Origin of the sequence: Rhodococcus sp. NKCM2511 (assembly GCF_014905595.1) — a bacterium.
GTDB classification, from domain to species: domain Bacteria; phylum Actinomycetota; class Actinomycetes; order Mycobacteriales; family Mycobacteriaceae; genus Rhodococcoides; species Rhodococcoides fascians.
Genome location: NZ_BNHJ02000002.1, coordinates 36,665 through 59,580, shown reverse-complemented (window position 1 = coordinate 59,580; position 22,916 = coordinate 36,665). Strand labels below are relative to the sequence as shown.

General features: G+C 63.8%; 22 protein-coding genes and 1 tRNA gene. 9 read left to right on the top strand and 14 right to left on the bottom strand.

Features of this window, described 5'->3' with window-relative positions:
- The first annotated feature begins 44 nt into the window (after window positions 1-44).
- Entirely contained in the window at window positions 45-248 is a 204-nt protein-coding gene (locus JLZ96_RS16860; protein WP_027497271.1) for a hypothetical protein, read from the top strand.
- On the opposite strand, the gene JLZ96_RS16855 is transcribed toward JLZ96_RS16860, so the two are convergent.
- Window positions 224-715, bottom strand: a complete 492-nt coding sequence (locus JLZ96_RS16855; protein ID WP_032368066.1) for a DUF1772 domain-containing protein — start codon at window positions 713-715, stop codon at window positions 224-226. The two genes, JLZ96_RS16860 and JLZ96_RS16855, sit on opposite strands and share 25 nt — an antisense overlap.
- Before the next feature lie 122 nt (window positions 716-837).
- Here JLZ96_RS16855 and JLZ96_RS16850 point away from each other — a divergent pair, with 122 nt between their 5' ends.
- Window positions 838-1,827 (top strand): AraC family transcriptional regulator, encoded by a 990-nt coding sequence (locus tag JLZ96_RS16850; protein ID WP_032368065.1) that lies wholly within the window; start codon window positions 838-840, stop codon window positions 1,825-1,827.
- Here JLZ96_RS16850 and JLZ96_RS16845 read toward each other — a convergent pair.
- The 3 genes from JLZ96_RS16845 to JLZ96_RS16835 form a co-directional block, all read right to left on the bottom strand.
- A complete protein-coding gene (locus JLZ96_RS16845) occupies window positions 1,812-2,543 on the bottom strand; it encodes an AAA family ATPase (RefSeq protein WP_032400010.1) in 732 nt (243 codons plus the stop codon). The two genes, JLZ96_RS16850 and JLZ96_RS16845, sit on opposite strands and share 16 nt — an antisense overlap.
- Window positions 2,544-2,546: 3 nt before the next feature.
- Complete coding sequence (locus JLZ96_RS16840) at window positions 2,547-2,723, bottom strand: hypothetical protein (RefSeq protein WP_165430221.1); 177 nt, start codon at window positions 2,721-2,723, stop codon at window positions 2,547-2,549.
- A gap of 63 nt (window positions 2,724-2,786) precedes the next feature.
- Window positions 2,787-2,863: transfer RNA gene (locus JLZ96_RS16835), tRNA-Leu, on the bottom strand.
- Between the two features lie 120 nt (window positions 2,864-2,983).
- On the opposite strand from JLZ96_RS16835, the gene JLZ96_RS16830 reads away from it, so the two are divergent.
- Together JLZ96_RS16830 and JLZ96_RS16825 are read left to right on the top strand one after the other, a co-directional pair.
- The gene (locus JLZ96_RS16830; protein WP_027497267.1) at window positions 2,984-3,616 is read left to right on the top strand and encodes an ANTAR domain-containing response regulator; all 633 of its coding nucleotides are present in this window, start codon (window positions 2,984-2,986) and stop codon (window positions 3,614-3,616) included.
- A 174-nt stretch (window positions 3,617-3,790) separates the two neighbouring features.
- Entirely contained in the window at window positions 3,791-5,125 is a 1,335-nt protein-coding gene (locus JLZ96_RS16825; RefSeq protein WP_027497266.1) for an ABC transporter substrate-binding protein, read from the top strand.
- Window positions 5,126-5,276: 151 nt separating this feature from the next.
- On the opposite strand, the gene JLZ96_RS16820 is transcribed toward JLZ96_RS16825, so the two are convergent.
- Genes JLZ96_RS16820 through JLZ96_RS16805 form a run of 4 tightly spaced genes read right to left on the bottom strand, consistent with a single transcriptional unit; the run spans window position 5,277 to window position 9,504 of the window.
- Complete coding sequence (locus JLZ96_RS16820; protein WP_201010791.1) at window positions 5,277-6,080, bottom strand: ABC transporter ATP-binding protein; 804 nt, start codon at window positions 6,078-6,080, stop codon at window positions 5,277-5,279.
- Window positions 6,080-7,174, bottom strand: coding sequence for an ABC transporter ATP-binding protein (locus JLZ96_RS16815; protein ID WP_027497264.1), 1,095 nt, complete (start codon window positions 7,172-7,174; stop codon window positions 6,080-6,082). The genes JLZ96_RS16820 and JLZ96_RS16815 overlap by 1 nt, the downstream gene beginning before the upstream one ends.
- Entirely contained in the window at window positions 7,167-8,156 is a 990-nt protein-coding gene (locus JLZ96_RS16810) for a branched-chain amino acid ABC transporter permease (RefSeq protein ID WP_027497263.1), read from the bottom strand. The genes JLZ96_RS16815 and JLZ96_RS16810 overlap by 8 nt, the downstream gene beginning before the upstream one ends.
- Before the next feature lie 7 nt (window positions 8,157-8,163).
- Window positions 8,164-9,504, bottom strand: coding sequence for a branched-chain amino acid ABC transporter permease (locus tag JLZ96_RS16805; protein WP_051365155.1), 1,341 nt, complete (start codon window positions 9,502-9,504; stop codon window positions 8,164-8,166).
- A gap of 259 nt (window positions 9,505-9,763) precedes the next feature.
- On the opposite strand from JLZ96_RS16805, the gene polA reads away from it, so the two are divergent.
- A complete protein-coding gene (gene polA, locus JLZ96_RS16800) occupies window positions 9,764-12,505 on the top strand; it encodes a DNA polymerase I (RefSeq protein ID WP_032374320.1) in 2,742 nt (913 codons plus the stop codon).
- A gap of 74 nt (window positions 12,506-12,579) precedes the next feature.
- Here polA and trxA read toward each other — a convergent pair whose 3' ends face one another.
- From trxA to JLZ96_RS16785, 3 genes are all read right to left on the bottom strand, one after another.
- On the bottom strand, window positions 12,580-12,951 hold the full coding sequence (gene trxA, locus JLZ96_RS16795) for a thioredoxin (RefSeq protein ID WP_201010790.1): 372 nt from the start codon (window positions 12,949-12,951) through the stop codon (window positions 12,580-12,582).
- An 89-nt stretch (window positions 12,952-13,040) separates the two neighbouring features.
- On the bottom strand, window positions 13,041-14,039 hold the full coding sequence (locus tag JLZ96_RS16790; protein ID WP_027497259.1) for a helix-turn-helix domain-containing protein: 999 nt from the start codon (window positions 14,037-14,039) through the stop codon (window positions 13,041-13,043).
- Window positions 14,040-14,249: 210 nt separating this feature from the next.
- On the bottom strand, window positions 14,250-14,756 hold the full coding sequence (locus JLZ96_RS16785; protein WP_027497258.1) for a 2'-5' RNA ligase family protein: 507 nt from the start codon (window positions 14,754-14,756) through the stop codon (window positions 14,250-14,252).
- Window positions 14,757-14,765: 9 nt separating this feature from the next.
- On the opposite strand from JLZ96_RS16785, the gene JLZ96_RS16780 reads away from it, so the two are divergent.
- Window positions 14,766-15,863: an isocitrate/isopropylmalate dehydrogenase family protein gene (locus tag JLZ96_RS16780; protein ID WP_094662862.1), complete on the top strand. Its 1,098-nt coding sequence runs from the start codon at window positions 14,766-14,768 to the stop codon at window positions 15,861-15,863.
- A gap of 12 nt (window positions 15,864-15,875) precedes the next feature.
- On the opposite strand, the gene JLZ96_RS16775 is transcribed toward JLZ96_RS16780, so the two are convergent.
- Window positions 15,876-16,703 carry a class I SAM-dependent methyltransferase gene (locus tag JLZ96_RS16775; RefSeq protein WP_032382851.1) on the bottom strand — a complete coding sequence of 276 codons (828 nt, stop codon included), beginning with the start codon at window positions 16,701-16,703 and terminating at the stop codon, window positions 15,876-15,878.
- A 214-nt stretch (window positions 16,704-16,917) separates the two neighbouring features.
- Between JLZ96_RS16775 and rpsA the strand changes: the two genes are divergently transcribed.
- Window positions 16,918-18,396, top strand: coding sequence for a 30S ribosomal protein S1 (gene rpsA, locus JLZ96_RS16770; protein WP_027497255.1), 1,479 nt, complete (start codon window positions 16,918-16,920; stop codon window positions 18,394-18,396).
- A gap of 148 nt (window positions 18,397-18,544) precedes the next feature.
- Here rpsA and JLZ96_RS16765 read toward each other — a convergent pair whose 3' ends face one another.
- Window positions 18,545-18,754: a hypothetical protein gene (locus tag JLZ96_RS16765; RefSeq protein WP_027497254.1), complete on the bottom strand. Its 210-nt coding sequence runs from the start codon at window positions 18,752-18,754 to the stop codon at window positions 18,545-18,547.
- A gap of 129 nt (window positions 18,755-18,883) precedes the next feature.
- Here JLZ96_RS16765 and coaE point away from each other — a divergent pair, with 129 nt between their 5' ends.
- A complete protein-coding gene (gene coaE, locus JLZ96_RS16760) occupies window positions 18,884-20,101 on the top strand; it encodes a dephospho-CoA kinase (RefSeq protein ID WP_201010789.1) in 1,218 nt (405 codons plus the stop codon).
- A 16-nt stretch (window positions 20,102-20,117) separates the two neighbouring features.
- Here the strand turns inward: coaE and JLZ96_RS16755 are convergent, their stop codons facing one another.
- The gene (locus JLZ96_RS16755; protein WP_032365527.1) at window positions 20,118-20,663 is read right to left on the bottom strand and encodes a DUF402 domain-containing protein; all 546 of its coding nucleotides are present in this window, start codon (window positions 20,661-20,663) and stop codon (window positions 20,118-20,120) included.
- Between the two features lie 78 nt (window positions 20,664-20,741).
- Between JLZ96_RS16755 and uvrB the strand changes: the two genes are divergently transcribed.
- Entirely contained in the window at window positions 20,742-22,904 is a 2,163-nt protein-coding gene (gene uvrB, locus JLZ96_RS16750) for an excinuclease ABC subunit UvrB (RefSeq protein ID WP_027497251.1), read from the top strand.
- The last annotated feature ends 12 nt before the right edge of the window (window positions 22,905-22,916 follow it).

Genomic DNA, 22,916 nt, shown 5'->3' with positions numbered 1-22,916 from the left:
GCAAACAGCCCGCGCAGGCACTCGGGTGGGACCACAATGGAGAGATGTTGGATCCACGCGTACTCGACAACAACGAACTCGAAGCCGAACTCGCCGCCTTGCGCAGAGGACGCGACGCCGCGATGGACGAAGGCGCGCGAGATGTGTCCACTGCCGATACCGATCATCTCATCGCCCGCTTCGAGGACGAGATTCGCAGGCGTCACCAGGACGGTGAGTCCGATCAGCCCAGCGCGGATCTGCCCTGACCGAGGATCAGCACGGCGCACGCCGCCGTCGACGAGATGATCCGGACGGTGTTCCACCGCGTCCAGTTCGACGTGAACGTCTGCCACATGTCGGCTCCCGACGGACCTACCGGATCCACCGCTGCCAGTGCATCGTTGAGTGGGACGTTGAACGCAACCGTGACCACGAAGCAGCCCACGACGTAGAGCGCGGCTCCCGCGCCGACCCAGGTCGATCGCCCACCCTCCGTGGTGATCGCGAGAACGGTTGCGAGAGAACAGGTCAACGCCGTACCGACGAACAGCGTCAGGAACAGTGGGTTGAGGATCGCGGCGTTCGATCTCTGCATCGCGGCGATCGCGTCGGGCACCGGTAACGACGCCAGGCCGGGAAGAACACTGACCGAGAACGCGAGCATGACGCCCGCGACGAGGCCGCATCCGACTGCTGCGACCAGGGTGGCGATCGAGGAGATCTTGTCGATCATCGGTTTTCCTTCCCGGGGATTCGTCGTGCGCTTCCGACCTTTCCGCGTCACGGGTGGATGGACAATGCGCGCAGGGCTCGAATTCATGTCCGATCGTCCCGGCCGTGGGGGACAATTGTCCGGTGCGTGGAGCCGACCCCTGGAAGTCACCCGATCCGCTCGGTGAGGCTTTGCATTTCCTCCGAATGACCGGGTCCTTCTACGTGCGTTCCGAGATGAGTGGCTCGTGGGGGCTGGCCCTGCCCGCGATGGACGACGCTGTGTGGTTCCACACCGTGGTCGACGGGTCGTGTGTGCTGTCGGTCCCCGGGGAGTCGACGCGTGAGCTCGTTCCCGGCGACTTCGCGTTGGTTCCCCACGGGCGTGGGCACGTATTGGCGGCCGACATCGAGTCTGTCGGCGACGCGACCAGCGTGTACGAGGTGCCACACGACTACGTCAGCGACCGGTACGCGTTGATCGCCCAGTGCGATGCGAGCGGACCCGACACCGTGTTGGTCTGCGGGGCCGTCCGGATGGATCATCCTGCGGCGCAGCAGCTTCTTCGGCTGCTACCGGCGGTGATCGTGATCGACGCAGACAGCGAACCACGGCGCGCACGTATGCAGAACATCCTCGCCATGGTGGCCGACGAGGCACGATCGCTCGAGCCCGGGGGAGAGGCAGTGATCACGAGGCTTTCCGACGTTCTGGTGATTCAGGCGTTGAGGTCATGGATTGCGGACACCCCGAGCGCGCAGTCCGGTTGGCTGGGAGCGTTGCAGGACGAGCGCATCGGGGGCGCGCTGGCTCGCATTCATCGAAATCCCCACGAGCGATGGACCGTTGCGGCCCTGGCGTCGAGTGCACACATGTCACGTTCGGCGTTCTCGGCTCGATTCACCGCATTGGTCGGCGATTCGGTGATGAGTTACCTGGCGACGTGGCGGATGCAGGTCGCGTACGACACATTGCGGTCCGAGGACGTGGTGCTGGCCGAATTAGCCAGGCGCAGTGGCTATTTGTCGGAGGCAGCATTCGGCAAAGCGTTCAAACGGGCGATGGGAGTCTCTCCGGGGAGTGTGCGTCGTCGTCGGGACGTGGCGTTGGTGCCGGTTCAGTCGAGTAGATGACGGAGATACACGTTCGGATCGTCGAGATATCGCCGCCAGTGCTGGACCAATTCGAGTTCGTCCCAGGTGCTTCGGCGCAGACCGTGTTCACCCACTTCGACGATGTCCGCACCGGGTGTCGAAGCCAGGATCGGTGAATGCGTGGCACAGACGAGCTGTGCCCCCTCCTCGCCCAAGTGGGACATCAGCGCGACCAGGTTCAGGCACGCGGTGAACGACAGGGCCGACTCCGGTTCGTCCAGCACATAGAAGCCCGGTTCGGCCAACATCGCACCGAACATGGTGAGAAAGCCCTCACCGTGGCTCATTTCGGCGGTGTTCTCGTCCCAGAAGCCCGGCATGCCGCCGAGGTTCTCGGCCATCTCGAATGCAGTCTCGGCGCGCAGGAAGAATCCCCGCTTCTGCTCGCGCGGACCCCGCAGCATGCGCGCGCCTCGTGGCGTGGTCTCGAGTTCGAGCACCTCGCCGAGGACGCTCGTCACCTCGTCCAGCCGACGAGACTTCTGCGCTGCCCGACCCCCGCGGGCGTCGATGCCGAAACGCTCTGCGATTGCCTCTACGAGAGTCGACTTCCCGGAACCGTTGTCGCCCACCAGAATTGTGACCGGTGCGAGAAACTCGAGTCCCTCGCGCGCGAGGTCGGCGACAGCGGGAACGGTGAAGGGCCACTCCGATCCCACATCGTCGGCGTGGACAAAGGCGCGCTCTACGAACATGATTCAGGCGGTGACCAGGCGGTCGACGTAACCGGTCTCGTGGGCGGAGTCGGCGCTACAGGTGTAATAGACCCACTGAGCGGACTGGTCCGCGGAATCTCCGAAACGGTGGTCGACCTTCTGCGCGCACAATTTGCCCGCGCTGGTGTCATGGCAACGAAGACTGCTGGGTATGTACATCACCCCACTGTAGGCGTGATGGGGAGTGGACCCGACCGCTGTCGCGGCCGGTCGATCGTGCTGTGGTGCCCTCGGTGAGACTCGAACTCACACTGGACGGGTTTTGAATCCGTTTCCTCTGCCAATTGGGATACGAGGGCTGGCGTCTTTCAAGCAACGATTGACGAGTGTAGAAGATGCGCTTTCGGCCCCGTGCACCGGTACCCTTCAGTTGCTCGATGCCCCTGAGGGGCGACGACTGTCGAAGGAGACCGGTACAGATGAATGCTCCTGATACGCACGGTACTGGCAAGCCTGCGCTGCGGGTGGTGGTCGCGGAAGACGAATCCTTGATTCGTCTCGACCTGGTGGAGATGCTCCGCGAAGAGGGGTACGACGTGGTCGGTGAGGCCGCGGACGGTCAGCAGGCTGTGGAACTGGCTGTCGAACTTCGACCGGATCTGGTGATCATGGACGTGAAGATGCCGCGTCGTGACGGCATCGACGCTGCCTCCGAGATCGCGGAGAAGCGGATCGCGCCGGTGGTGATTCTCACAGCGTTCAGTCAGCGAGAGCTCGTGGAGAAGGCGCGCGATGCGGGTGCCATGGCCTATCTGGTCAAACCGTTCACCAAGGCCGATCTGATGCCTGCAGTCGAGTTGGCGGCGAGCCGGTTCGGCGAGATCTCTGCGCTCGAATCGGAGATCGCCGATCTTCAGGATCGACTCGAGACCCGCAAGTTGATCGAGAAGGCCAAGGGCGTCCTGATGGAGTCGCAATCGCTGACGGAACCGCAGGCGTTCAAGTGGATTCAGCGTGCCGCGATGGACCGACGCACGACGATGAAGGCGGTAGCCGAGGTCGTGATCGAAACACTCGGTACTCCGGCGAACAACCCTGTGGCAGAGAGCTGATCGGCCCGCGGAAAGCTACGGCCACGTAAAACTTCGACCTCTTAGGTCACAGTCAGGTCACGAGCGTCGTTCTAGGCCTTGCGAACCGGTTTCGAGCATTAGCGTCTGGTTCACACGTGAGCCACATGTAACTCAGGTGAGCTTCAACGACGAGCAATTTCAAGGAGAACCTAGATGGCAATTCGGACCTATGTCCGCACGGCTGCAGTGCTGAGCGTCACCTCGCTCGCACTGTTCGGCTGTTCGTCGAGCGACGACTCGGGCTCGACCGACTCCACCAGTGCCAGCGGCGGCACGTCGGCCGCGGAAACGACCGTCTCCACCGACTGCACTCCTGAGCAGGCCACCGCCGGATCCACTCCCGACACGTCGCCGCTGGTGGTGGGAACCCTCCTTCCCGAGACCGGCACCCTGGCCTTCCTCGGACCACCCGAGGTCGCCGGTGTCCAGCTGGCCGTCAACGATGTCAACGGCGCCGGCGGCGTCCTCGACCAGCCCGTCACGCTCATCCCCGGTGACTCGGGCGACACCACCACCGACACCGCCAACACCACGGTCGACCGTCTGCTCGCCGGCGGCTCGAACGTCATCGTCGGTGCGGCGTCGTCCTCGGTGTCGCTCAAGGTCATCGACAAGATCGCAAGCGCGGGTGTCGTGCAGTTCTCGCCTGCCAACACCTCCGACCAGTTCGTCTGCTACCCGGACAAGGGCCAGTACTTCCGTACCGCGCCCACCGATGTGCTGCAGGCACAGGCACTCTCGCAGCTGATCGCCGAGGACGGCGCGCAGCGCGTGGCCATCCTGGCTCTCAACGACCCCTACGGAACGGGCCTGGCCAAGAACACCGCCGACAACCTCGAAGAGGCCGGTATCGCGGCAGACCAGATCCAGACCACGATCTACGACCCGAACGCACAGTCGTTCAACGCCGAGGTCGATGGCGTGAAGAACTTCAACCCGGATGCCGTCGCCATCATCGGCTTCGAGGAGTCCGCGAAGATCATCACCCGTATGCACGAGATCGGCATCGGACCGTCCGACGGCACGTTGGTCTACGGCGTCGACGGCAACATGGGCAACGCACTCGGTGAGTCGGTCGCTGCAGGCCTGCTCGACACGATGCGCGGCACCACCCCGCTGACCGACGTCGGCACCGCGTTCCAGGACCGACTCAAGGGCGTGGATCCGGCATTGGTCGACTTCAACTACGCCGGTGAGTCCTACGACGCGGTCGTCATCTCGGCGCTGGCAGCCGAGCAGGCGAAGTCGACGGCAGGCACCGACATCGCTGCCAACATCAACAGCATCACCAAGGACGGCACGAAGTGCACGAGCTACACCGAGTGCCTCCCGCTCGTCAAGGCCGGCACCGATATCGACTACGACGGAGTCACCGGCGCGCTGAACTTCAGTGACGCAGGCGAGCCCGCCACCGGTTCCTACGGCAACCTGGTCTTCGGACCGGACAACAAGCTGACGACGGACGGATACATCGTCGTCGGTGAGTGATCTGTAGCTGCTACCCAGCCTCCGGGCCCGAGTCCTGACATCAGGACTCGGGCCCGGAGTCGTTCGAATACACCGCGTTGGGTACCTATGGCGCAGGTACGAGAAAGCCCCGACTCGAACTATGTCGAGTCGGGGCTTCCTGCCGAGAAGGTCAGGTTTTCTTTTCTTTGCTTCCCGCGAGAGTGCCGAGGTAAAGCTCGATCACCTTGGGATCGTTCATCAACGCCGGCCCGGTATCGGTGTAGGCGTTGCGACCTTGATCGAGAACATAGCCGCGGTCGCAGATCTGCAGGCAGCGGCGGGCATTCTGCTCGACCATGATGATCGAGACGCCCGCCGCGTTGATCTTCTTGCAGCGGATGAAGACCTCGTCCTGGAACATCGGCGACAAGCCTGCCGACGGTTCGTCGAGCAGCAGCACCGACGGTTCCATCATCAGGGCCCGCCCCATCGCCACCATCTGGCGCTCACCGCCGGACAATGCACCTGCCTTGACCTTCTTGCGTTCGCCGAGCAGTGGGAACAACTCGCTGACGAAGTCGAACCGCTCACCGAACTTCTTGGGCCGCAGATAGATTCCCATCTCGAGGTTTTCCTCGATCGTGAGCGATGGGAACACGTTCTGCGTCTGGGGCACGTATCCGACGCCCTTGGTCACCAGGACGTGCGCCTCGGCGGAGGTGATGTTGTCACCGCGCAGCTTCACACTGCCCTCGCGGACCGCCACGAGGCCGAACAACGTCTTGAGCAGAGTCGACTTGCCGGCACCGTTGGGTCCGATGATGCCGACGATCTCGCCGTCGTTCAGAAAGAAGTTGCACTCACTGAGGATGTTCACACCGGGGATGTACCCGGCAACCAGACCGTCGGCGCGCAGCAACGCTCCTTCGGCCAGACGCGCATGCTCGCCCGGCGTAGCCGCAAACTCGGCCGGCGTCAGAGTTTGTTCGCTCATCAGTTGTCCTCCTTGGCTCGGTGCGAGCCGCCCGCAGCAGTGTCGGTGGCTGCGGGGCTGACGAACTCCGGTTCCGAAAGATCGCCTCCTGCTTGCAGTTCCTCCACCTCGGCTTGCTTCAATGCCTCGGCCAGTTCGGCGGTGGCTCCGACGGGATTGCCGTCGGCGTCGAATTCGAGTGCTTGATCGTGATGGCTGCCGAGATAGGCATCGACGACGGCACCGTTGTTGGAGAGCTCTTCCGGGGTGGACTCGGCGATGATGCTGCCCTGAGCCATCACCACCACCCAGTCGCTGATGTCGCGGATGACATCCATGTCGTGTTCGACGAACACGACTGTCATGCCGTCGTCGCGCAGCGACTTGATGTGGCCCAGAAGCGATTGCGTCAGAGCGGGATTGACCCCGGCCATCGGCTCGTCGAGCATGACGACCGACGGATCGGTCATCAACGCTCGCGCCATCTCCAGGAGTTTGCGCTGGCCACCGGACAACGAGCCGGCCAGATCGTCGGCCTTGGCGTCGAGTTTGAAGCGCCCCAGCAGTTCGTAGGCACGTTCGGTGATCTGACGTTCCTGTGCCTTCCACGTCCACGGCATGAACGTGTTGATCATGCGCTCGCCGCGTTGGCCCGTCGCGCCCAGTCGAACGTTGTCCAGCACAGTCAGTTTCGACAGTGCCTTCGTCAACTGGAAGGTGCGGACGACGCCTTTGCGTGCCACCTGATGTGGGTGCATCCGGCCGAGTTCCTGACCGTCCATCGACCACGTGCCGGTGTCGGGTCGGTCGAATCCGGTGAGCAGGTTGAACAGTGTGGTTTTACCCGCGCCGTTCGGTCCGATCAGACCGGTGATGCATCCGCGCTGGATCTCGAGGTGCGCCACGTCGACGGCCTTGAGGCCGCCGAAGGTACGCGAGACCCCGTCGACCACCAATGTCGCGTCGGGCTTGGCTGCCCCGGGCTCGTTGGCGACGCCGGCGAACAGACTGGCACGCTGATCGCTCGACAGTGCTTTGGCCGCACGTGCTTCGAGTGTGCTGGCTTTCTTGCTCGGTGTCGCATCTGCGGCGGCACCGGTGCTCGGGTCAGGCATTGAGTTGAACCTCTCGCTTGTTGCCGAGAATGCCCTGGGGTCTGAACACCATCAGCACGGCGATCAGAATTCCCAGGAGTACGAATCGGGTGGCACCGACCTGGGCACCGGTGAGGTTGAGCACCGGATCGTCGCCCGAGATCAGTTGCCGCAGAATCGCGTCGGGAATGGACAGCAGGAACCAGAACAGCATTGCTCCGATCACGGGGCCGAACACCGTTGCGGCACCGCCGAGAATGAGAGCGCCGAACGCGAAGAACGTCTGCGCGGTCGAATAGAAGTCGGGGTTGATCGACTGCGTCTGCAGTGCGTTGAACACCCCGCCCATACCGCCGATCACGCCGCCGAGAACGAGTGCCTGCATCTTGTAGACGAACACGTTCTTACCCAGCGACCGGGCAGCGTCCTCGTCTTCACGAACCGCCTTGAGAACGCGACCCCACGGGCTGTGTGTCAGCAGGTATACGACCCCGCACAGCAGCAGCACCAACGTCCAGCCGACGAGCATGGCCCACAGGTCGTTACCCAGGAACCGAACGCCGATGAAGCTGTACGTCTTTCCACCCTCGAACGGACTGAGGTTGGTGAACGGAGCTGCGAATCCGGTGATGCCGTTGGTGGACTTGGTCACCGAATCGGTTGCCGTGGAGCGGAATACCAGTCGCAGGATTTCCGATGCGGCGATCGTCACGATGGCGAGATAATCCGCTCGCAATCGCAGGGTCGGAATGCCGAGCACCAGAGCCAGCAGGCCGGCCGCAGCGAGACCGACCAGAATGCCGAGCCACAGTGGCTGCTCGTAGGTGATCGTGGTGATGCCGACGCCGTAGCCTCCGAGCAGGGCGAAGCCGATCTGCCCGAAGTTGAGCAGGCCGGCGTAGCCGAAGTGCAGGTTCAGGCCGATGGCGAGCAGTGCGTAGAAGATGGCCGACGGGCCGACCAGCTGAGCAAGAGAGATCTGAAGTGCGCCGATGATATCCATGTGCAGGTCACCCGATCCTTTGTCGCGAGCCGAGGATGCCCTGAGGACGGACGACGAGGATGAGAATCAAGACGAGCAACCCTCCGATGTATTTGAGGTCGGGATTGATGACCAACGTCGACCACTGCACGAGCAGACCCACGATGACGCAACCGAGGAATGCGCCGTAGGCCGTGCCGAGTCCTCCGAGCGTGATTCCGGCGAACATGAGCAGTAGGAGTTTGAAGCCCATCTCCCATTGCACGCGGCCGCCGAGTTCGGAGAGCCCGAACAGCACGCCGCCGAGGGCGGCCAGGCCGCCACCGAGGCACCACACGAACGTCACGACGCGCTCGACGTTGATACCCGACGAGGCAGCCAGATCACGGTTGTCGGCCACCGCACGCATGGCTTTACCGATCTTGGTGCGCTGCAGCATCAGTGCGACGCCGATGAGGACGACGACGCTGATGACGATGCAGGCGAGGTTGACGTTGGTGATCGACAGTGGGCCCCAGTCGTTCTCGGTCTGAGCCTGGTAGTCGTCGAATGGCTCCGAGCGGTCGGAGAAGAAGATCAGGATGAGGTAGCGCAGCGCAATGGCGAGTCCGATCGTGACCACCAGCTGAGCGATCAGGCCGGTTCGACGTTTACGCAACGGCCGCCAGATCAGGGCGTTGTTGAGCCAGCCGATCGCGACTCCGACAATGATGGCCAGCACGGTGGCCGGGATCAGTTGTATCCCGAGGCTCACATTGAAGAACCACGCCGCGACGGCTCCGAGCGTCACGAGTTCGCCGTGTGCGAAGTTGGTCAAGCCCGTCGTTCCGAAGATCAAGCTCAGACCGACCGCCGCGAGCGCGATGACCAGACCGAAGCGGAAGCCGTCGACCGTGGTGCGCACGAACTTCTCGTAGAACGGGGTGCTGGTCGCGGTCCTGGCCTCACCGAAGGAGAAGATGACGGTGTTCGAGCGACCGGCCTGCACGTCGCGCTCGACCTCGCCCTGCACGCTCACCCCGTCGGGGAGCGTTTCCTGGACCACCTGGAATGTGTATGTGCCAGGCGACAATTCGAGAGTCCAGCGTCCGCCGGTCTCGCTGGTGGTGCGGGCCACTTCGCTGCCCGACGCGTCGAGCGCCGCAACATCGACCCCTTCGAGGCGTTCTCCACCGTTGTTGAGCGATCCCGCGACGCTGACGGCGTCTGCGGGAGGTGCCTGTTCGGCACTGGTTCCCGGCGCCGCCGGGGGAGTGGGGGTAGGTTCCTGCGCCAACGCAGGCGCACTGAACAGCAGCGCCGCAATGGAACTCAGGATGGCGAGTAGGAGTGTTCGCTGGAAGACGCGAACTGCAGATCTTGCGCGCAACCTCGGTGGTTGCACCTTTCTGGTCCATCGAACATTTGGAGCCACGCACGTCCTCCGGACGGTTGTCGTTGAGTCACGGGATGGGGATTTACTGCAATTGTCGGACTCTATCCGTTGAAACGACGCAAAATCGGCAACTGAGATTTCCGGAAAGTATCGGTTGTGTTTCGCGCTGCGGGAGATCGGTGCCGCCGCAATTGCGTCGCGGTGCCCGCATCCGGCTACGTGATGTCGGACCCGCTACCTAGACTGGTCAACCGTGAGCCCAGTAACCGACAAAAGTGCAGCACCCGCAGCCCGGACCGATGCGAAGTCAGCCGAAGAGCGTCCGACGCTGCTCCTCATCGACGGTCACTCGATGGCCTTCCGTGCCTTCTTCGCGTTGCCGGCGGACAATTTCAAGACCACGAGCGGTCAGTCCACCAATGCCGTGTACGGGTTCACCTCGATGCTGATCAACCTGTTGCGAGACGAGAAGCCGACGCACATCGCCGCCGCCTTCGACGTGTCACGGCAAACGTTCCGAGCCGAGCGGTTCCCCGAATACAAGGCGAACCGCAGCAAGACGCCGGACGAGTTCGCGGGCCAGGTGGACATCACCAAGGATGTGCTCGGTGCCATGGGCATTCCCGTGATGGCCGAGGCAGGGTTCGAAGCCGACGACATCATCGCCACTCTGGTCACGCAGGCCGAGGCGCTGGGCTATCGCGTCCTCGTGGTCACCGGCGATCGTGACGCACTGCAGCTGGTCACCGACAACGTCACGGTGCTCTATCCCCGCAAGGGTGTCTCGGACCTGACGCGATTCACCCCGGACGAGGTCGCCACCAAATACGGTCTGACGCCGTCGCAGTACCCGGACTTCGCAGCTCTGCGCGGAGATCCGAGCGACAACCTTCCCGGCATTCCCGGCGTCGGGGAGAAGACGGCGACCAAGTGGATCATCGAATACGGGTCGCTCACCGCCCTCGTCGACAACGTCGACAAGGTGAAGGGCAAGGTGGGCGACGCATTGCGGGCCAACCTGTCGAGTGTGGTGCTCAACCGCGAGCTCACCGAGATGGTGCGCGACGTGCCGTTGCCCTTCACGCCCGATCAACTCGAGCTGGCCCCGTGGGATCGCGAGAAGATCCACGCCCTGTTCGACGATCTGGAGTTTCGCATCCTGCGGGATCGACTGTTCGAGACACTTGCCTCGGTCGAGCCCGAGGCAGAAGAAGGGTTCGACGTTCGGGGCGGCATCGTCGCGCCAGGGGAGTTGGCGGCGTGGCTGGACGAGCACGCGTCCGACGGTCGGCGTAGCGGGGTATCCATCCTCGGACCGCGCAGGCCGTACGACAGCGACGCGACCTCGGTGGCCATCGCGGCAGCAGACGGCGAAGGTGCCTTCGTCACCACGACGGCTCTCGACGAATCCGACGAACGCGCTCTGGCCGCGTGGTTCGCCGATGCGGATCGACCCAAAGCTCTGCACGAGGCGAAGTGGGCACTGCACGCTGTTCGTGGTCGAGGATGGACGCTCGGTGGGTTGACGACCGATACCGCGCTCGCGGCGTATCTCGTCCGGCCCGGTCAGCGGTCTTTCAACCTCGACGACTTGTCGCTGCGCTACCTCAAGCGCGAACTACGCGTCGAAGATGCCGGCGAGGGGCAGATGTCGCTTCTCGACGCCGAGGACACCGCTGACGCGGCATTCGCCGAGGGCGAAATTCTCAAGGCAAGGGCGGTCATCGATCTCGCCGACGCCCTGGACGCGGAACTCGCGGCAATCGAGTCGACCACTCTGCTCTCGGAGATGGAACTGCCGCTGCTGACAGTGCTTGCCGATATCGAAGCGACGGGCATCGCAGTGGACGGCGATCACCTGCGCTCGCTGCAATCGGGTTTTGCTGCGCAGGTCGACGAGGCCGCGAACTCCGCGTACGGCGTGATCGACAAGCAGATAAATCTCGGATCGCCCAAACAGCTGCAGGTGGTGCTGTTCGAGGAACTCGACATGCCCAAGACCAAGAAGACCAAGACCGGGTACACCACCGACGCCGATGCTCTTCAGGGGCTGTTCGAGAAGACCGAGCATCCGTTCCTGAAGTTCCTGCTCGATCACCGTGATGCCACACGGATGAAGGTGACGGTGGACGGCCTGCTCAAGTCTGTCGCCGACGACGGCCGCATTCACACCACGTTCAATCAGACCGTCGCGGCCACCGGACGACTGTCGTCGACCGAACCGAACCTGCAGAACATCCCGGTGCGGAACGAGGCGGGTCGCCACATCCGCGACGGCTTTGTGGTCGGTGCCGGCTACGACACCCTGCTCACCGCCGATTACAGCCAGATCGAGATGCGCATCATGGCGCACGTATCCGGTGACGAGGGGCTGATCGAAGCGTTCAACACCGGTGAGGACCTGCACAGCTTCGTCGGTTCGCGCGCGTTCGGCGTACCGATCGACGAGGTCACCCCGGAACTACGCCGTCGAGTCAAGGCCATGTCGTACGGCCTCGCCTACGGACTCAGCGCGTTCGGCCTCGCCGCGCAGTTGAAGATCTCCACCGACGAAGCCAAGCAGCAGATGGAGGCGTACTTCGCTCGCTTCGGCGGCGTGCGCGACTACCTGCGCAACGCGGTCGAGGAAGCCCGAAAGGTGGGCTACACCTCGACGCTGTACGGCCGTCGTCGTTACCTCCCAGATCTCAACAGCGACAATCGTCAGCGTCGCGAGGTCGCCGAGCGCGCGGCACTCAACGCTCCGATTCAGGGCACTGCCGCAGACATCATCAAGGTAGCGATGATCGACGTGCACAAGTCTCTGGCGGAGTCGACCTTGAAGTCGCGCATGCTGTTGCAGGTGCACGACGAACTGGTACTCGAGGTCGTCGACTCCGAGCGCGAGGAAGTCGAGGCGTTGGTGCGTAACAAGATGTCGTCGGCCATCGAATTGTCGGTGCCCCTCGAGGTGTCGGTCGGTACCGGTCGCAGCTGGGATGCCGCAGCTCACTGAATCGGGCCATGGCACAGCGAAGGGCCGCTCACCGGATTCGGTGAACGGCCCTTCGTTTTTGTGCTGTGAGGGAATTACTCCGCTGCGGGTGCCTGCTCGGCGATCTGCTGACGGACGACGTCCATGTCGAGTGCCTTGATCTGGCCGACGAGGTCTTCGAGCGCCGGAGCGGGCAATGCGCCGGGCTGGGCGTAGACCAGGATGCCGTCGCGGAAGGCCATGATCGTCGGGATCGACTGGATCTGCGCTGCAGCGGCCAAGCCCTGTTCGGCTTCGGTGTCGACCTTGGCGTGCACGATGTCCGGGTGCGCGTCGGAAGACTTCTCGAACGTCGGCGCGAACTGGCGGCACGGACCGCACCAGGAGGCCCAGAAGTCGACCAACACCACGTCGTTGCTGGTGACGATCTCGTCGAAATTCTGCTGAGTCAAAGTCTGAGTGGCCACGCGTACCCTTTCGATTGATTGCGCTTCTTGTTCGTCTCAACGCAGAGGTTCTCCGGAATCTTCCCGGACCCACTCCTCTCCGTGGTCCGTCACACGGGTTGCGGCGCGGCCCGGAATGTTCGGCGGTACGAGTTGGGCGTCGTGCAGCGAAGTCTGACGAAATGCTGGCGCAGGGCTGCAGCATTCCCGAAACCGACGACTTCGGCGATCGAATCCATCGGCAGGTCGGAGTTTTCGAGGAGCTGCTGCGCAGCCAGTACGCGTTGATCGTTGAGCCACCGCGCGGGCGTCGTGCCGGTCTCGGCGGCGAACTTGCGGGCGAATGTACGAGCCGACATGTTCACCCGCGCAGCCAGTCGGCCGATCGTGAGTTCCGAATCGAGGTTCTCGGTCATCCAATCGAGCAACGGTGCCAACGTTTCGGTTCGGATCGCCGGTAGTGGACTGGTAACGAACTGCGCCTGGCCGCCGTCACGGTGTGGCGGAACGACCATTCTGCGCGCGATTCCGTTGGCCACGACACTGCCTTGGTATTTGCGGACGATGTGCAGGCACAGGTCGATACCGGCCGCGGTGCCCGCACTGGTCAGTACATTCCCGTCGTCCACGTAGAGAACGTTTGGGTCGACCTGGGCCAACGGGTATTTCGCGGCCAGGGAGGCCGAGTGTCGCCAATGGGTCGTACACCGCCTGCCGTCGAGCAGGCCCGCGGCGCCGAGTACGAACGCGCCGTTGCACAGGCTGGCGACCAGCGCGCCTCGGTCCACCGCCGCACGGAGTTTGTCGAGTAGTGGCTCGATCGAGGGGCTGTACGTACTGCCGCACACGTAGCTTCCGTCGTCGGCCGATTCGGTGCCGCCGGCCGGAACGATGATCAGATCGGCGCTGTCGAGCCGGTCGAGATCGTGGGGCACATCGATCGTGTAACCCACCCGGGTGCGAATCGTGTCGGGGACCCCGGCGATCAACGAGAAGTCGTAGGTGGGCAGTCCCTCGTCGGAGCGGTCGAATCCGAACACCTCGCAGGCCACGCCGAGCTCGAACTGCTCGGTCAACGGCAGCAGTACTGCGACCACCTTCTTCAGCATGACAGCAGTATGGCAGAAAATCGACGATACATGTCGTTACTGCCACTCGTGTTGGGTCGGCGCAGGTAGGACGCTGGTGGCATGACAATTGTACTGGTGGTTGTGTTGATGTTTCTCGCCCTCGATGCGTGGGTTGCTGTCGGCCGCACGCCGGATACACATGCGGAGGTGACCCAATTCGGAGACTTCCGGTTCTGACAGGCCTGGCGGTCAGCCGATGCGCCATTCGCACTTGTTGTCGCCGTCCCACCGACGCAAGGCAACGGCAGAGCCGATCAGGTCGTCCAGGTGCGGGCACAGCAGGCGCGTCGCGGCACCGGCTTCGTCGGGTGTCAACCGCCGGGCCAGCGTCACGTGCGGCGTCCAATGCCCGATGGCGACATTGTCGAACGAGCCCGGGCCTACGGCGGCATGCATCCGAGCATGCAGGTCGAGCAGTTCGACGCTCGGCACGACCAGACGGGCCAGGGTGGCGGTCCGGCCACCGAATACGACGAGGCCGCCGAGACGAACATCGAACGGGTCGAAACGCACGGCCGTACCGGAATCGACGGACGCGGGCATGGACGACGCCACCGAGACGGTGATGTGCGGTCGATTCGACTCGCCCCGATGACGGTTCTGGCTCGGCAGGCCGGCATCGGAGAGTGCCGCCCACTCGCGGCGAACCGCAGTATCGAGCCCCGAGTCGAGGAGGAGTTCGGCGGACTGCACCATGTAGTCATGATGGCGCAGACGGACGGACGAGATGCACCGACTCTACGAATTGGGGCCATGACCGGCGACGGCATCGGTCACGAGATCGTCCCTGCGACGATCCGGGTGGTGGACGCAGCTCTGGCCGCAGTGCACGGTCCCGTCGTCGACTGGCAGCACTTGCCGCTGGGGTTGGGTGCTCTCGACGAGCACGGAACGCCGATGCCCGAGCACACGTTGAACGAGCTCGGCAGGCTCGAGGCGTGGATTCTCGGGCCTCACGACAGCGCGTCGTACCCTGAGCCGTTCCGATCTCAGCTGACTCCGGGCGGACGAATTCGCAAGCATTTCGATCTGTTCGCCAACATCCGTCCGGCCAAGGCACTTCCTGGAGTGCGCGCGATGTCGCCGCAGATGGACCTGGTGGTGGTGCGGGAGAACACCGAGGGCTTCTACGCCGACCGCAACATGTTCGTCGGCAGTGGCGAGTTCATGCCCACGCCCGATGTAGCGCTCGCGGTGGGAGTGTTCACCCGTTCGGCGTGCGAACGCATCGCTCGTGAGGCCTTCTCGCTCGCAGACCGGCGGCGGAAGAAAGTGACGATCGTGCACAAGACCAACGTGCTGTCGTTGACGACGGGGTTGTTTCGCGATGCCTGCCGGTCCGTCGGCGAGGAGTTTCCGCAGGTAGACGTCACCGAAGAGCACGTGGACGCCCTCGCGGCGCATCTGGTTCGACGCGGTGAGGACTACGACGTCATCGTGGCCGAGAACATGTTCGGGGACATCCTCTCCGACCTGACCGGAGAGCTGTCCGGGTCACTCGGCACGGCACCGTCGATCAACTCTTCGCGTACCCAGGCCATGGCGCAGGCCTCCCATGGATCCGCCCCGGATATCGCAGGCAGGAATCGCGCCAACCCGACGGCACTGTTCCTGTCGGCCGCGATGCTGCTCGAGTGGCTCGCCGATCGGCACGAGGACGAACGGCTCGCCGCCGCAGCCGGCCGGATTCGGCACGCCGTGGACGACACCGTCGAATCCGGGGTCGCGACAGCAGACCTCGGCGGGCAGGCGTCGACCAGCGCCTTCACCGAGACCGTCGAAGCCAGGGTGCACCGGCGCTGATCGACTACGGACTCACCGCGGTTTTCGACTACTGAAGATCGCGGTGCCGGGAAACAGCTGGCCGCGCAGTGGGCTCCACTGACCCCACTCGCGGTCGAGCCACTCCGGCCAATCCGGTTCGACGATGTCGCGAACCTCGAGACCTGCGGCGACCAGCTCGCGCACGCGGTCACCGATCGTGCGGTGATGCTCGACGTAGTTGGGGGTCCCGTCGGCGTCGTACTCGACGTACGGGGTTCGATCGAAGTACGGAATCGTCGCGGTCAGGCCGCCCACCCCGGGATCGTCGGGGAACACCCAGCGCATCGGATGGTTGACCGCGAACACCCAGATGCCGCCCGGCCGCAGTACCCGCGCCACTTCCTTCATCACATTGGCGGAGTCCGCGACGAACGGAACCGCACCGAAGGCCGAGCACACGATGTCGAACCGTTCGTCGGCGAACGGTAGGGACTCGGCGCTGGCCTGCACCAGCGGAACCGTCGACCCGCCCGCGGTCATCGCGTCGACGCCGCGCTGCAACATGCCCATCGAGATGTCGAGGCCGATGGCGCGCGCCCCCTGAGTCCCGAGCCAGCGGGCGCAGGGTGCGCTGCCGCAGCCCACCTCGAGAATGTCCTTGCCCGCGACGTCACCCAGCAGATGCACGTCGCCCTCGTGCAGTCCCTCCGGGCACCAGACGAACTCTCCGGATTCGGTCGACGCGCCCAGAAACGCGCCGTGCGTACGGTGATAGTTGTCGGCATCCGAATCCCACCAGGTTCGACTCGCGCGGTCGCTCGCGACCGAATCGATTCGGCCGCGGCCGGGGGTGGACGACGGTGCGGAAGGATCGGTCACACGCCGACTCTAACCGGGTTTGTGCTGGTACTGCGGCATCGCGTACCCTGATCAACGCGAGTGTGTTCATGCTGCGCCCAGGTCGGGTTCGCCCGGCGTCGACGCGTGCGGAGCCGGCAACGGATCCGCGGAAGATGCTCGTGCTGCACACGTTTCACAAGTCCGACCGAACATCCATCAACCGATACCCAACCCGTCCGGAGCAACTCAACACATGCCCTCAACCACAACCTCACCGCAGGTAGCCGTCAACGATATCGGCTCCGCAGAGGATTTTCTCGCCGCCATCGACGCCACGATCAAGTACTTCAACGATGGTGACATCGTCGAGGGCACCATCGTCAAGGTCGATCGTGACGAGGTTCTACTCGACATCGGTTACAAGACCGAAGGCGTCATCCCTTCCCGCGAGCTCTCCATCAAGCACGATGTCGACCCCAACGAGGTCGTCTCCGTGGGAGATGAGATCGAAGCACTCGTCCTCACCAAGGAGGACAAGGAAGGCCGTCTGATCCTGTCCAAGAAGCGAGCTCAGTACGAGCGCGCTTGGGGCACGATCGAGGAGCTCAAGGAGAAGGACGAGGCCGTCAAGGGCACCGTCATCGAGGTCGTCAAGGGTGGACTCATCCTCGACATCGGTCTCCGTGGCTTCCTCCCCGCCTCGCTCGTCGAGATGCGTCGCGTCCGCGACCTCCAGCCGTACGTCGGCAAGGAGATCGAGGCCAAGATCATCGAGCTCGACAAGAACCGCAACAACGTGGTCCTGTCGCGTCGCGCATGGCTCGAGCAGACCCAGTCCGAGGTCCGCAGCGAGTTCCTGCACCAGCTGCAGAAGGGCCAGGTCCGCAAGGGCGTCGTGTCCTCCATCGTCAACTTCGGTGCCTTCGTGGACCTGGGTGGCGTCGACGGCCTGGTGCACGTCTCCGAGCTGTCCTGGAAGCACATCGATCACCCGTCCGAGGTTGTCGAGGTCGGCACCGAGGTCACCGTCGAGGTTCTCGACGTCGACCTGGACCGCGAGCGTGTGTCGCTGTCGCTCAAGGCAACGCAGGAAGATCCGTGGCGCCAGTTCGCTCGCACCCACGCGATCGGCCAGATCGTGCCCGGCAAGGTCACCAAGCTCGTTCCGTTCGGTGCGTTCGTTCGCGTCGAAGAGGGCATCGAGGGCCTCGTGCACATCTCCGAGCTGGCCGAGCGCCACGTGGAGGTTCCGGACCAGGTCGTGGGTGTCGGCGACGACGCACTCGTCAAGGTCATCGACATCGATCTCGAGCGTCGCCGGATTTCGTTGAGCCTCAAGCAGGCCAACGAGGACTACGCAGAAGAGTTCGATCCGTCCAAGTACGGCATGGCCGACTCGTACGACGAGGGTGGCAACTACATCTTCCCCGAGGGCTTCGACTCCGAGACCAACGAATGGCTCGAAGGTTACGAGAAGCAGCGTGAAGAGTGGGAAGGTCGCTACGCCGAGGCAGAGCGTCGCCACAAGATGCACACCGCTCAGATGGAGAAGACGGCCAAGGACGAAGCTGCCGAAGCCGCCAACACCAACTACTCCTCCGAGTCGGGTCAGGCTCCCGCCGATGCAGAAGGCGATGCTCCCGCAGCGTCGGCTCCCGCCTCGACCGGTGGATCGCTGGCCAGCGATGCGCAGCTCGCTGCACTTCGCGAGAAGCTGTCGGGCAACGCCTGATAGAAGTAGTCCACCCGTGAGGGTGTGACCTCGGCCCCGGTTCTCCCTGCGAGAACCGGGGCTTTCTCGTCCGAATACGCAGGTGCAACGGGAACGACAATGGACCCGGTTCTGGTGAACCGGGTCCAAGGTTGAGGGGGAGTGCGAACTAAGCGGCGGTGGCTGGACTCCACTGGCCGACGCTCGCCGTGCGCTTACGCATCGTGGCGAAGCTGTGGCGGGCAGGGGTCAGGAGGTTGGTGAACCAGTTACGCCGGTGGTCGGCCAGCGCCGAGGCAACTTCTGGAATGAGAATGCAATGAACGCCTGCATCCATGCCGAGGCGGTGCCGACCCGGTTGGATCTGATTGCTTTGCATGGGTGTCCTTTTCGCTGGCGGTGGGTCGGCACATCGAGGTCGCGCTCGTCGAAGATAACCGACAGGCTTGCAAAACCGGTGCATTTGGGGCTGGTGGGCTTCGGCGTGTTCGAGTGTCAGACTGGACGCATGCTGAGACTGGGACTGACCGGCGGAATTGGTGCCGGCAAATCGACCGTGGCGAAAGTGCTGACCGAACTCGGGGGAGTGCTCGTCGACTCGGACGTACTTGCCCGCGAAGTGGTGGAGCCGGGAACGCCTGGGCTGCAACAACTGACGGACACCTTCGGTACCGAGATACTGGCACCCGACGGGTCACTCGATCGGCCGGCCTTGGCCGCCAAGGCTTTCGGCGACGAGGAGTCGCGAAAGAAGCTCAACGCCATCGTGCATCCATTGGTCGGACAGCGCACTACCGAGATCATCGAGGGTGCGGCAGCGGATGCCGTGGTGGTGCAAGATATTCCACTTCTCGTCGAAGGCTCGATGGCTCCGTTCTTCCATCTGGTCGTCGTCGTCTGGGTCGACGCCGAGGAACGAGTACGTCGGCTGACCGGCCAACGAAACATGCCCGAGGCCGATGCCCGCGCGCGCATCGCCGCGCAGGCGACCGACGATGCGCGCCGAGCGGCGGCAGATGTGTGGATAGACAACACGGGTGCGCCCGGCAGCGTCGACGATCAGGTACGAAACTTGTGGAACGAGCGCGTGATTCCCTTCGAGCGCAACCTCAGAGAGGGCATTGTCGCCCGGACGCATCCGGAACTCGTGACTGCAGACCCGGCCTGGGAATCCCAGGCGCGGCGAATGATCGCGCGCCTTGCTCTCGCGTGTGGGGACAAGGCTGTTCGGATCGACCACGTCGGATCGACGGCGGTACCCGGACTCGACGCCAAGGACGTGCTCGACATCCAGATCACGGTGCGCTCGCTGGCCGACGCAGATTCCGTCGGCGAACAGTTGCGCGTCGCCGGGTTCCCCGGCGTCGAGTCCAGTGACTTCGACGATCCGAAGCCCGCTTACGGAGTGGGTGGTGAGGCCGATCCGGCCGTGTGGGGCAAGCGTTTTCACGGCAACGCAGACCCCGGGCGACCGGCCAACGTCCATGTTCGAGTCGACGGTTGGCCGAACCAGACGTTCGCGTTGTTGTTCCGCGACTGGCTCCGGGCGGACGCGGCTGTCGCGACGGAATACGCCGCTATCAAGCGGCGTGCGTCAGAAGCCGCCGCCGGAATCGCCGAATATCATCCGGCGATCGATGCCTACGTAGACGCGAAGGCACCGTGGTTCGACGTGGCGTATCGGCGGGCGTGGCAGTGGGCGGAGGAGACGAACTGGACTGCCTGAGGCAGAGCTGCGCGGTTCAGGCCGGTTTGCCGTTCCATTCCGTCGGCATGCCGACGGACGCGAGCCAGGCGTTCAGGTCGTAATCGTGCCGCGTCAGTCCTTCGATGGCCGCGATCGATCGGGACAGCGCCCGCTCGGCCGTCGGGGTGTCCAGATGCTGCGCCACGCGCGCGTCGAACAGCTCGTCGACGTCCAGCAGGTCGTAGTCGCGGCCGGTGCGAACACTGAGGTCGAGATAGTGATCGACCGAGGTCCATCGGCTGGCCCCGGCCGTGTACTCGCCGATGTCGACGTAGTAGTCCTGGTCTCTCGCGTGCGCGGGCAGGTAGTGGAACACCGAGGCCCGGAGCCCGAGAGCAGGCAGTAGCCAGGACTCCAGGTAGTCGAAGTGGGCATGGTCGGAAGGCCGGGCCATGTACAGCCCCCACGGCTCGACGCGGTATTCGTCGACCACGCGAACGAACCCCTTGGGGTCGACGTTGGTCTTCGCGACCAGGTCGAACGTTTCGTGTTTCGGGGCATGAACGACGGTGTGCGCACCGGCTGACGTGTGAGCGACCATGCCTGTAGAAGCTACCGGGAACAGACCTCCGAGGTCTCTCCGACGGAACTTGTCGGTGGTCGCGTCTACGCTTGTGTAATGGCGTTTGCATCCGAACATCCCGTTGTCGCGCACTCCGAACACCGTCCGGTGGGAGCGATCGAGCGCACCGGACCGGCGTTCGAGGTCGTCAGCGAACACGTTCCGGCCGGTGATCAGCCGACCGCCATCGCCGAACTCGAACGTCGGATCAAGGCGGACGAGAAGGACGTCGTGCTTCTCGGTGCCACCGGTACCGGTAAATCGGCCACCACCGCCTGGCTGATCGAGAAACTGCAGCGCCCCACCCTGGTGATGGCACCGAACAAGACTCTCGCAGCGCAGTTGGCGAACGAGCTACGAGACATGTTGCCCAACAACGCAGTCGAGTACTTCGTGTCGTACTACGACTACTACCAGCCCGAGGCGTACATCGCGCAGACCGATACGTACATCGAAAAGGACTCGTCCATCAACGACGACGTCGAGCGTCTGCGGCACTCCGCGACGGCATCCCTGCTCTCTCGTCGAGACGTGGTCGTGGTGGCGTCGGTGTCGTGCATCTACGGTCTCGGTACCCCGCAGTCGTACGTCGATCGGTCGATCGAGCTCGAGGTCAACGTCGAGGTCCAGCGTGATGCGCTGCTCCGGCTTCTGGTCGACGTGCAGTACACCCGCAACGACATGGCGTTCACCCGCGGATCGTTCCGAGTCCGCGGCGATACCGTGGAGATCATTCCGTCGTACGAGGAGCTCGCTATTCGCATCGAGTTCTTCGGTGACGAGATCGAGGCGCTGTACTACCTGCATCCGCTGACGGGCGACATCGTTCGCCAAGTCGATTCGGTACGCATCTTCCCGGCCACCCATTACGTCGCCGGACCGGAGCGCATGGAACGGGCGGTCAAGGACATCGAGGCCGAGCTCGAGGCGCGCCTGGCGGAGCTCGAAGGCAAGGGAAAGCTGCTCGAGGCGCAGCGGCTTCGGATGCGCACGCAATACGACCTGGAAATGATCAAGCAGGTCGGCTTCTGCTCCGGCATCGAGAACTACTCGCGGCACATAGACGGTCGCGGGGCCGGCACCGCACCCGCGACCCTGATCGACTACTTCCCCGAGGACTTCCTACTCGTCATCGACGAATCCCACGTCACCGTCCCGCAGATCGGCGCGATGTACGAAGGCGACATGTCGCGCAAGCGGAACCTGGTCGATTTCGGGTTCCGGTTGCCGTCTGCGACGGACAACCGGCCGCTGACGTGGGAAGAGTTCACACAGAGGATCGGCCAGACCGTCTACCTGTCCGCTACTCCCGGCAAGTACGAACTGGGGCAGACCGGCGGCGAATTCGTCGAGCAGGTCATCCGTCCTACCGGCCTCGTCGATCCGAAGGTCGTCATCAAACCGACCAAGGGACAGATCGACGACCTCGTGCACCAAATTCGCGAGCGTGCCGAGAAGGACGAACGAGTTCTTGTCACCACATTGACCAAGAAGATGTCGGAGGACCTGACCGACTATCTGCTCGAGCTGGGCATCCGCGTCCGGTACCTGCACTCCGACATCGATACGTTGCGCCGAGTCGAGCTGCTGCGGCAGCTTCGGCTGGGTGAGTACGACGTCCTGGTTGGCATCAACCTCCTCCGGGAGGGCCTCGACCTTCCCGAGGTGTCATTGGTCGCCATTCTCGACGCGGACAAGGAGGGATTCCTTCGCAGCGGCACCAGCCTCATTCAGACGATCGGCCGCGCCGCTCGAAACGTGTCCGGTGAAGTGCACATGTACGCCGACAAGATGACCGACTCCATGACGTACGCGATCGAGGAGACCGAACGTCGGCGCGAGAAGCAGATCGCCTACAACAAGGAGCGGGGAGTCGATCCGCAACCGCTGCGCAAGAAGATCGCCGACATTCTCGATCAGGTGTATCAGGAAGCAGAGGACACCGACACGGCCGTCGAAGTGGGTGGCTCGGGTCGGAACGCCAGCCGTGGTCGGCGAGCGCAGGGCGAAGCAGGCAGGTCGGTCAGCTCCGGCGTGTACGAGGGGCAGGATGTCTCGTCGATGCCGCGCGCCGAGTTGGCGGACCTGATCAAGAACATGACCGATCAGATGATGAACGCTGCCCGCGAGTTGAAGTTCGAGCTGGCCGGTCGACTGCGCGACGAGATCCAGGACCTGAAGAAGGAGCTCCGGGGCATGGACGCGGCCGGCCTCAAGTAGGTCGCGCGGGTG

Bases quoted from the DNA above. Each gene is read 5' to 3' on its own strand.
- JLZ96_RS16765 (WP_027497254.1), bottom strand. From the start codon at position 18,754: ATGCAAAGCAATCAGATCCAACCGGGTCGGCACCGCCTCGGCATGGAT.
- JLZ96_RS16815 (WP_027497264.1), bottom strand. From the start codon at position 7,174: ATGCCTGACCCGAGCACCGGTGCCGCCGCAGATGCGACACCGAGCAAG.
- uvrB (WP_027497251.1), top strand. From the start codon at position 20,742: ATGGCGTTTGCATCCGAACATCCCGTTGTCGCGCACTCCGAACACCGT.
- JLZ96_RS16830 (WP_027497267.1), top strand. From the start codon at position 2,984: ATGAATGCTCCTGATACGCACGGTACTGGCAAGCCTGCGCTGCGGGTG.
- JLZ96_RS16860 (WP_027497271.1), top strand. From the start codon at position 45: ATGTTGGATCCACGCGTACTCGACAACAACGAACTCGAAGCCGAACTC.
- JLZ96_RS16845 (WP_032400010.1), bottom strand. From the start codon at position 2,543: ATGTTCGTAGAGCGCGCCTTTGTCCACGCCGACGATGTGGGATCGGAG.
- JLZ96_RS16810 (WP_027497263.1), bottom strand. From the start codon at position 8,156: ATGGATATCATCGGCGCACTTCAGATCTCTCTTGCTCAGCTGGTCGGC.
- rpsA (WP_027497255.1), top strand. From the start codon at position 16,918: ATGCCCTCAACCACAACCTCACCGCAGGTAGCCGTCAACGATATCGGC.
- JLZ96_RS16840 (WP_165430221.1), bottom strand. From the start codon at position 2,723: ATGTACATACCCAGCAGTCTTCGTTGCCATGACACCAGCGCGGGCAAA.
- JLZ96_RS16790 (WP_027497259.1), bottom strand. From the start codon at position 14,039: ATGCTGAAGAAGGTGGTCGCAGTACTGCTGCCGTTGACCGAGCAGTTC.
- JLZ96_RS16855 (WP_032368066.1), bottom strand. From the start codon at position 715: ATGATCGACAAGATCTCCTCGATCGCCACCCTGGTCGCAGCAGTCGGA.
- JLZ96_RS16825 (WP_027497266.1), top strand. From the start codon at position 3,791: ATGGCAATTCGGACCTATGTCCGCACGGCTGCAGTGCTGAGCGTCACC.
- JLZ96_RS16780 (WP_094662862.1), top strand. From the start codon at position 14,766: ATGGCGCAGACGGACGGACGAGATGCACCGACTCTACGAATTGGGGCC.
- JLZ96_RS16820 (WP_201010791.1), bottom strand. From the start codon at position 6,080: ATGAGCGAACAAACTCTGACGCCGGCCGAGTTTGCGGCTACGCCGGGC.
- JLZ96_RS16755 (WP_032365527.1), bottom strand. From the start codon at position 20,663: ATGGTCGCTCACACGTCAGCCGGTGCGCACACCGTCGTTCATGCCCCG.
- coaE (WP_201010789.1), top strand. From the start codon at position 18,884: ATGCTGAGACTGGGACTGACCGGCGGAATTGGTGCCGGCAAATCGACC.
- JLZ96_RS16785 (WP_027497258.1), bottom strand. From the start codon at position 14,756: ATGGTGCAGTCCGCCGAACTCCTCCTCGACTCGGGGCTCGATACTGCG.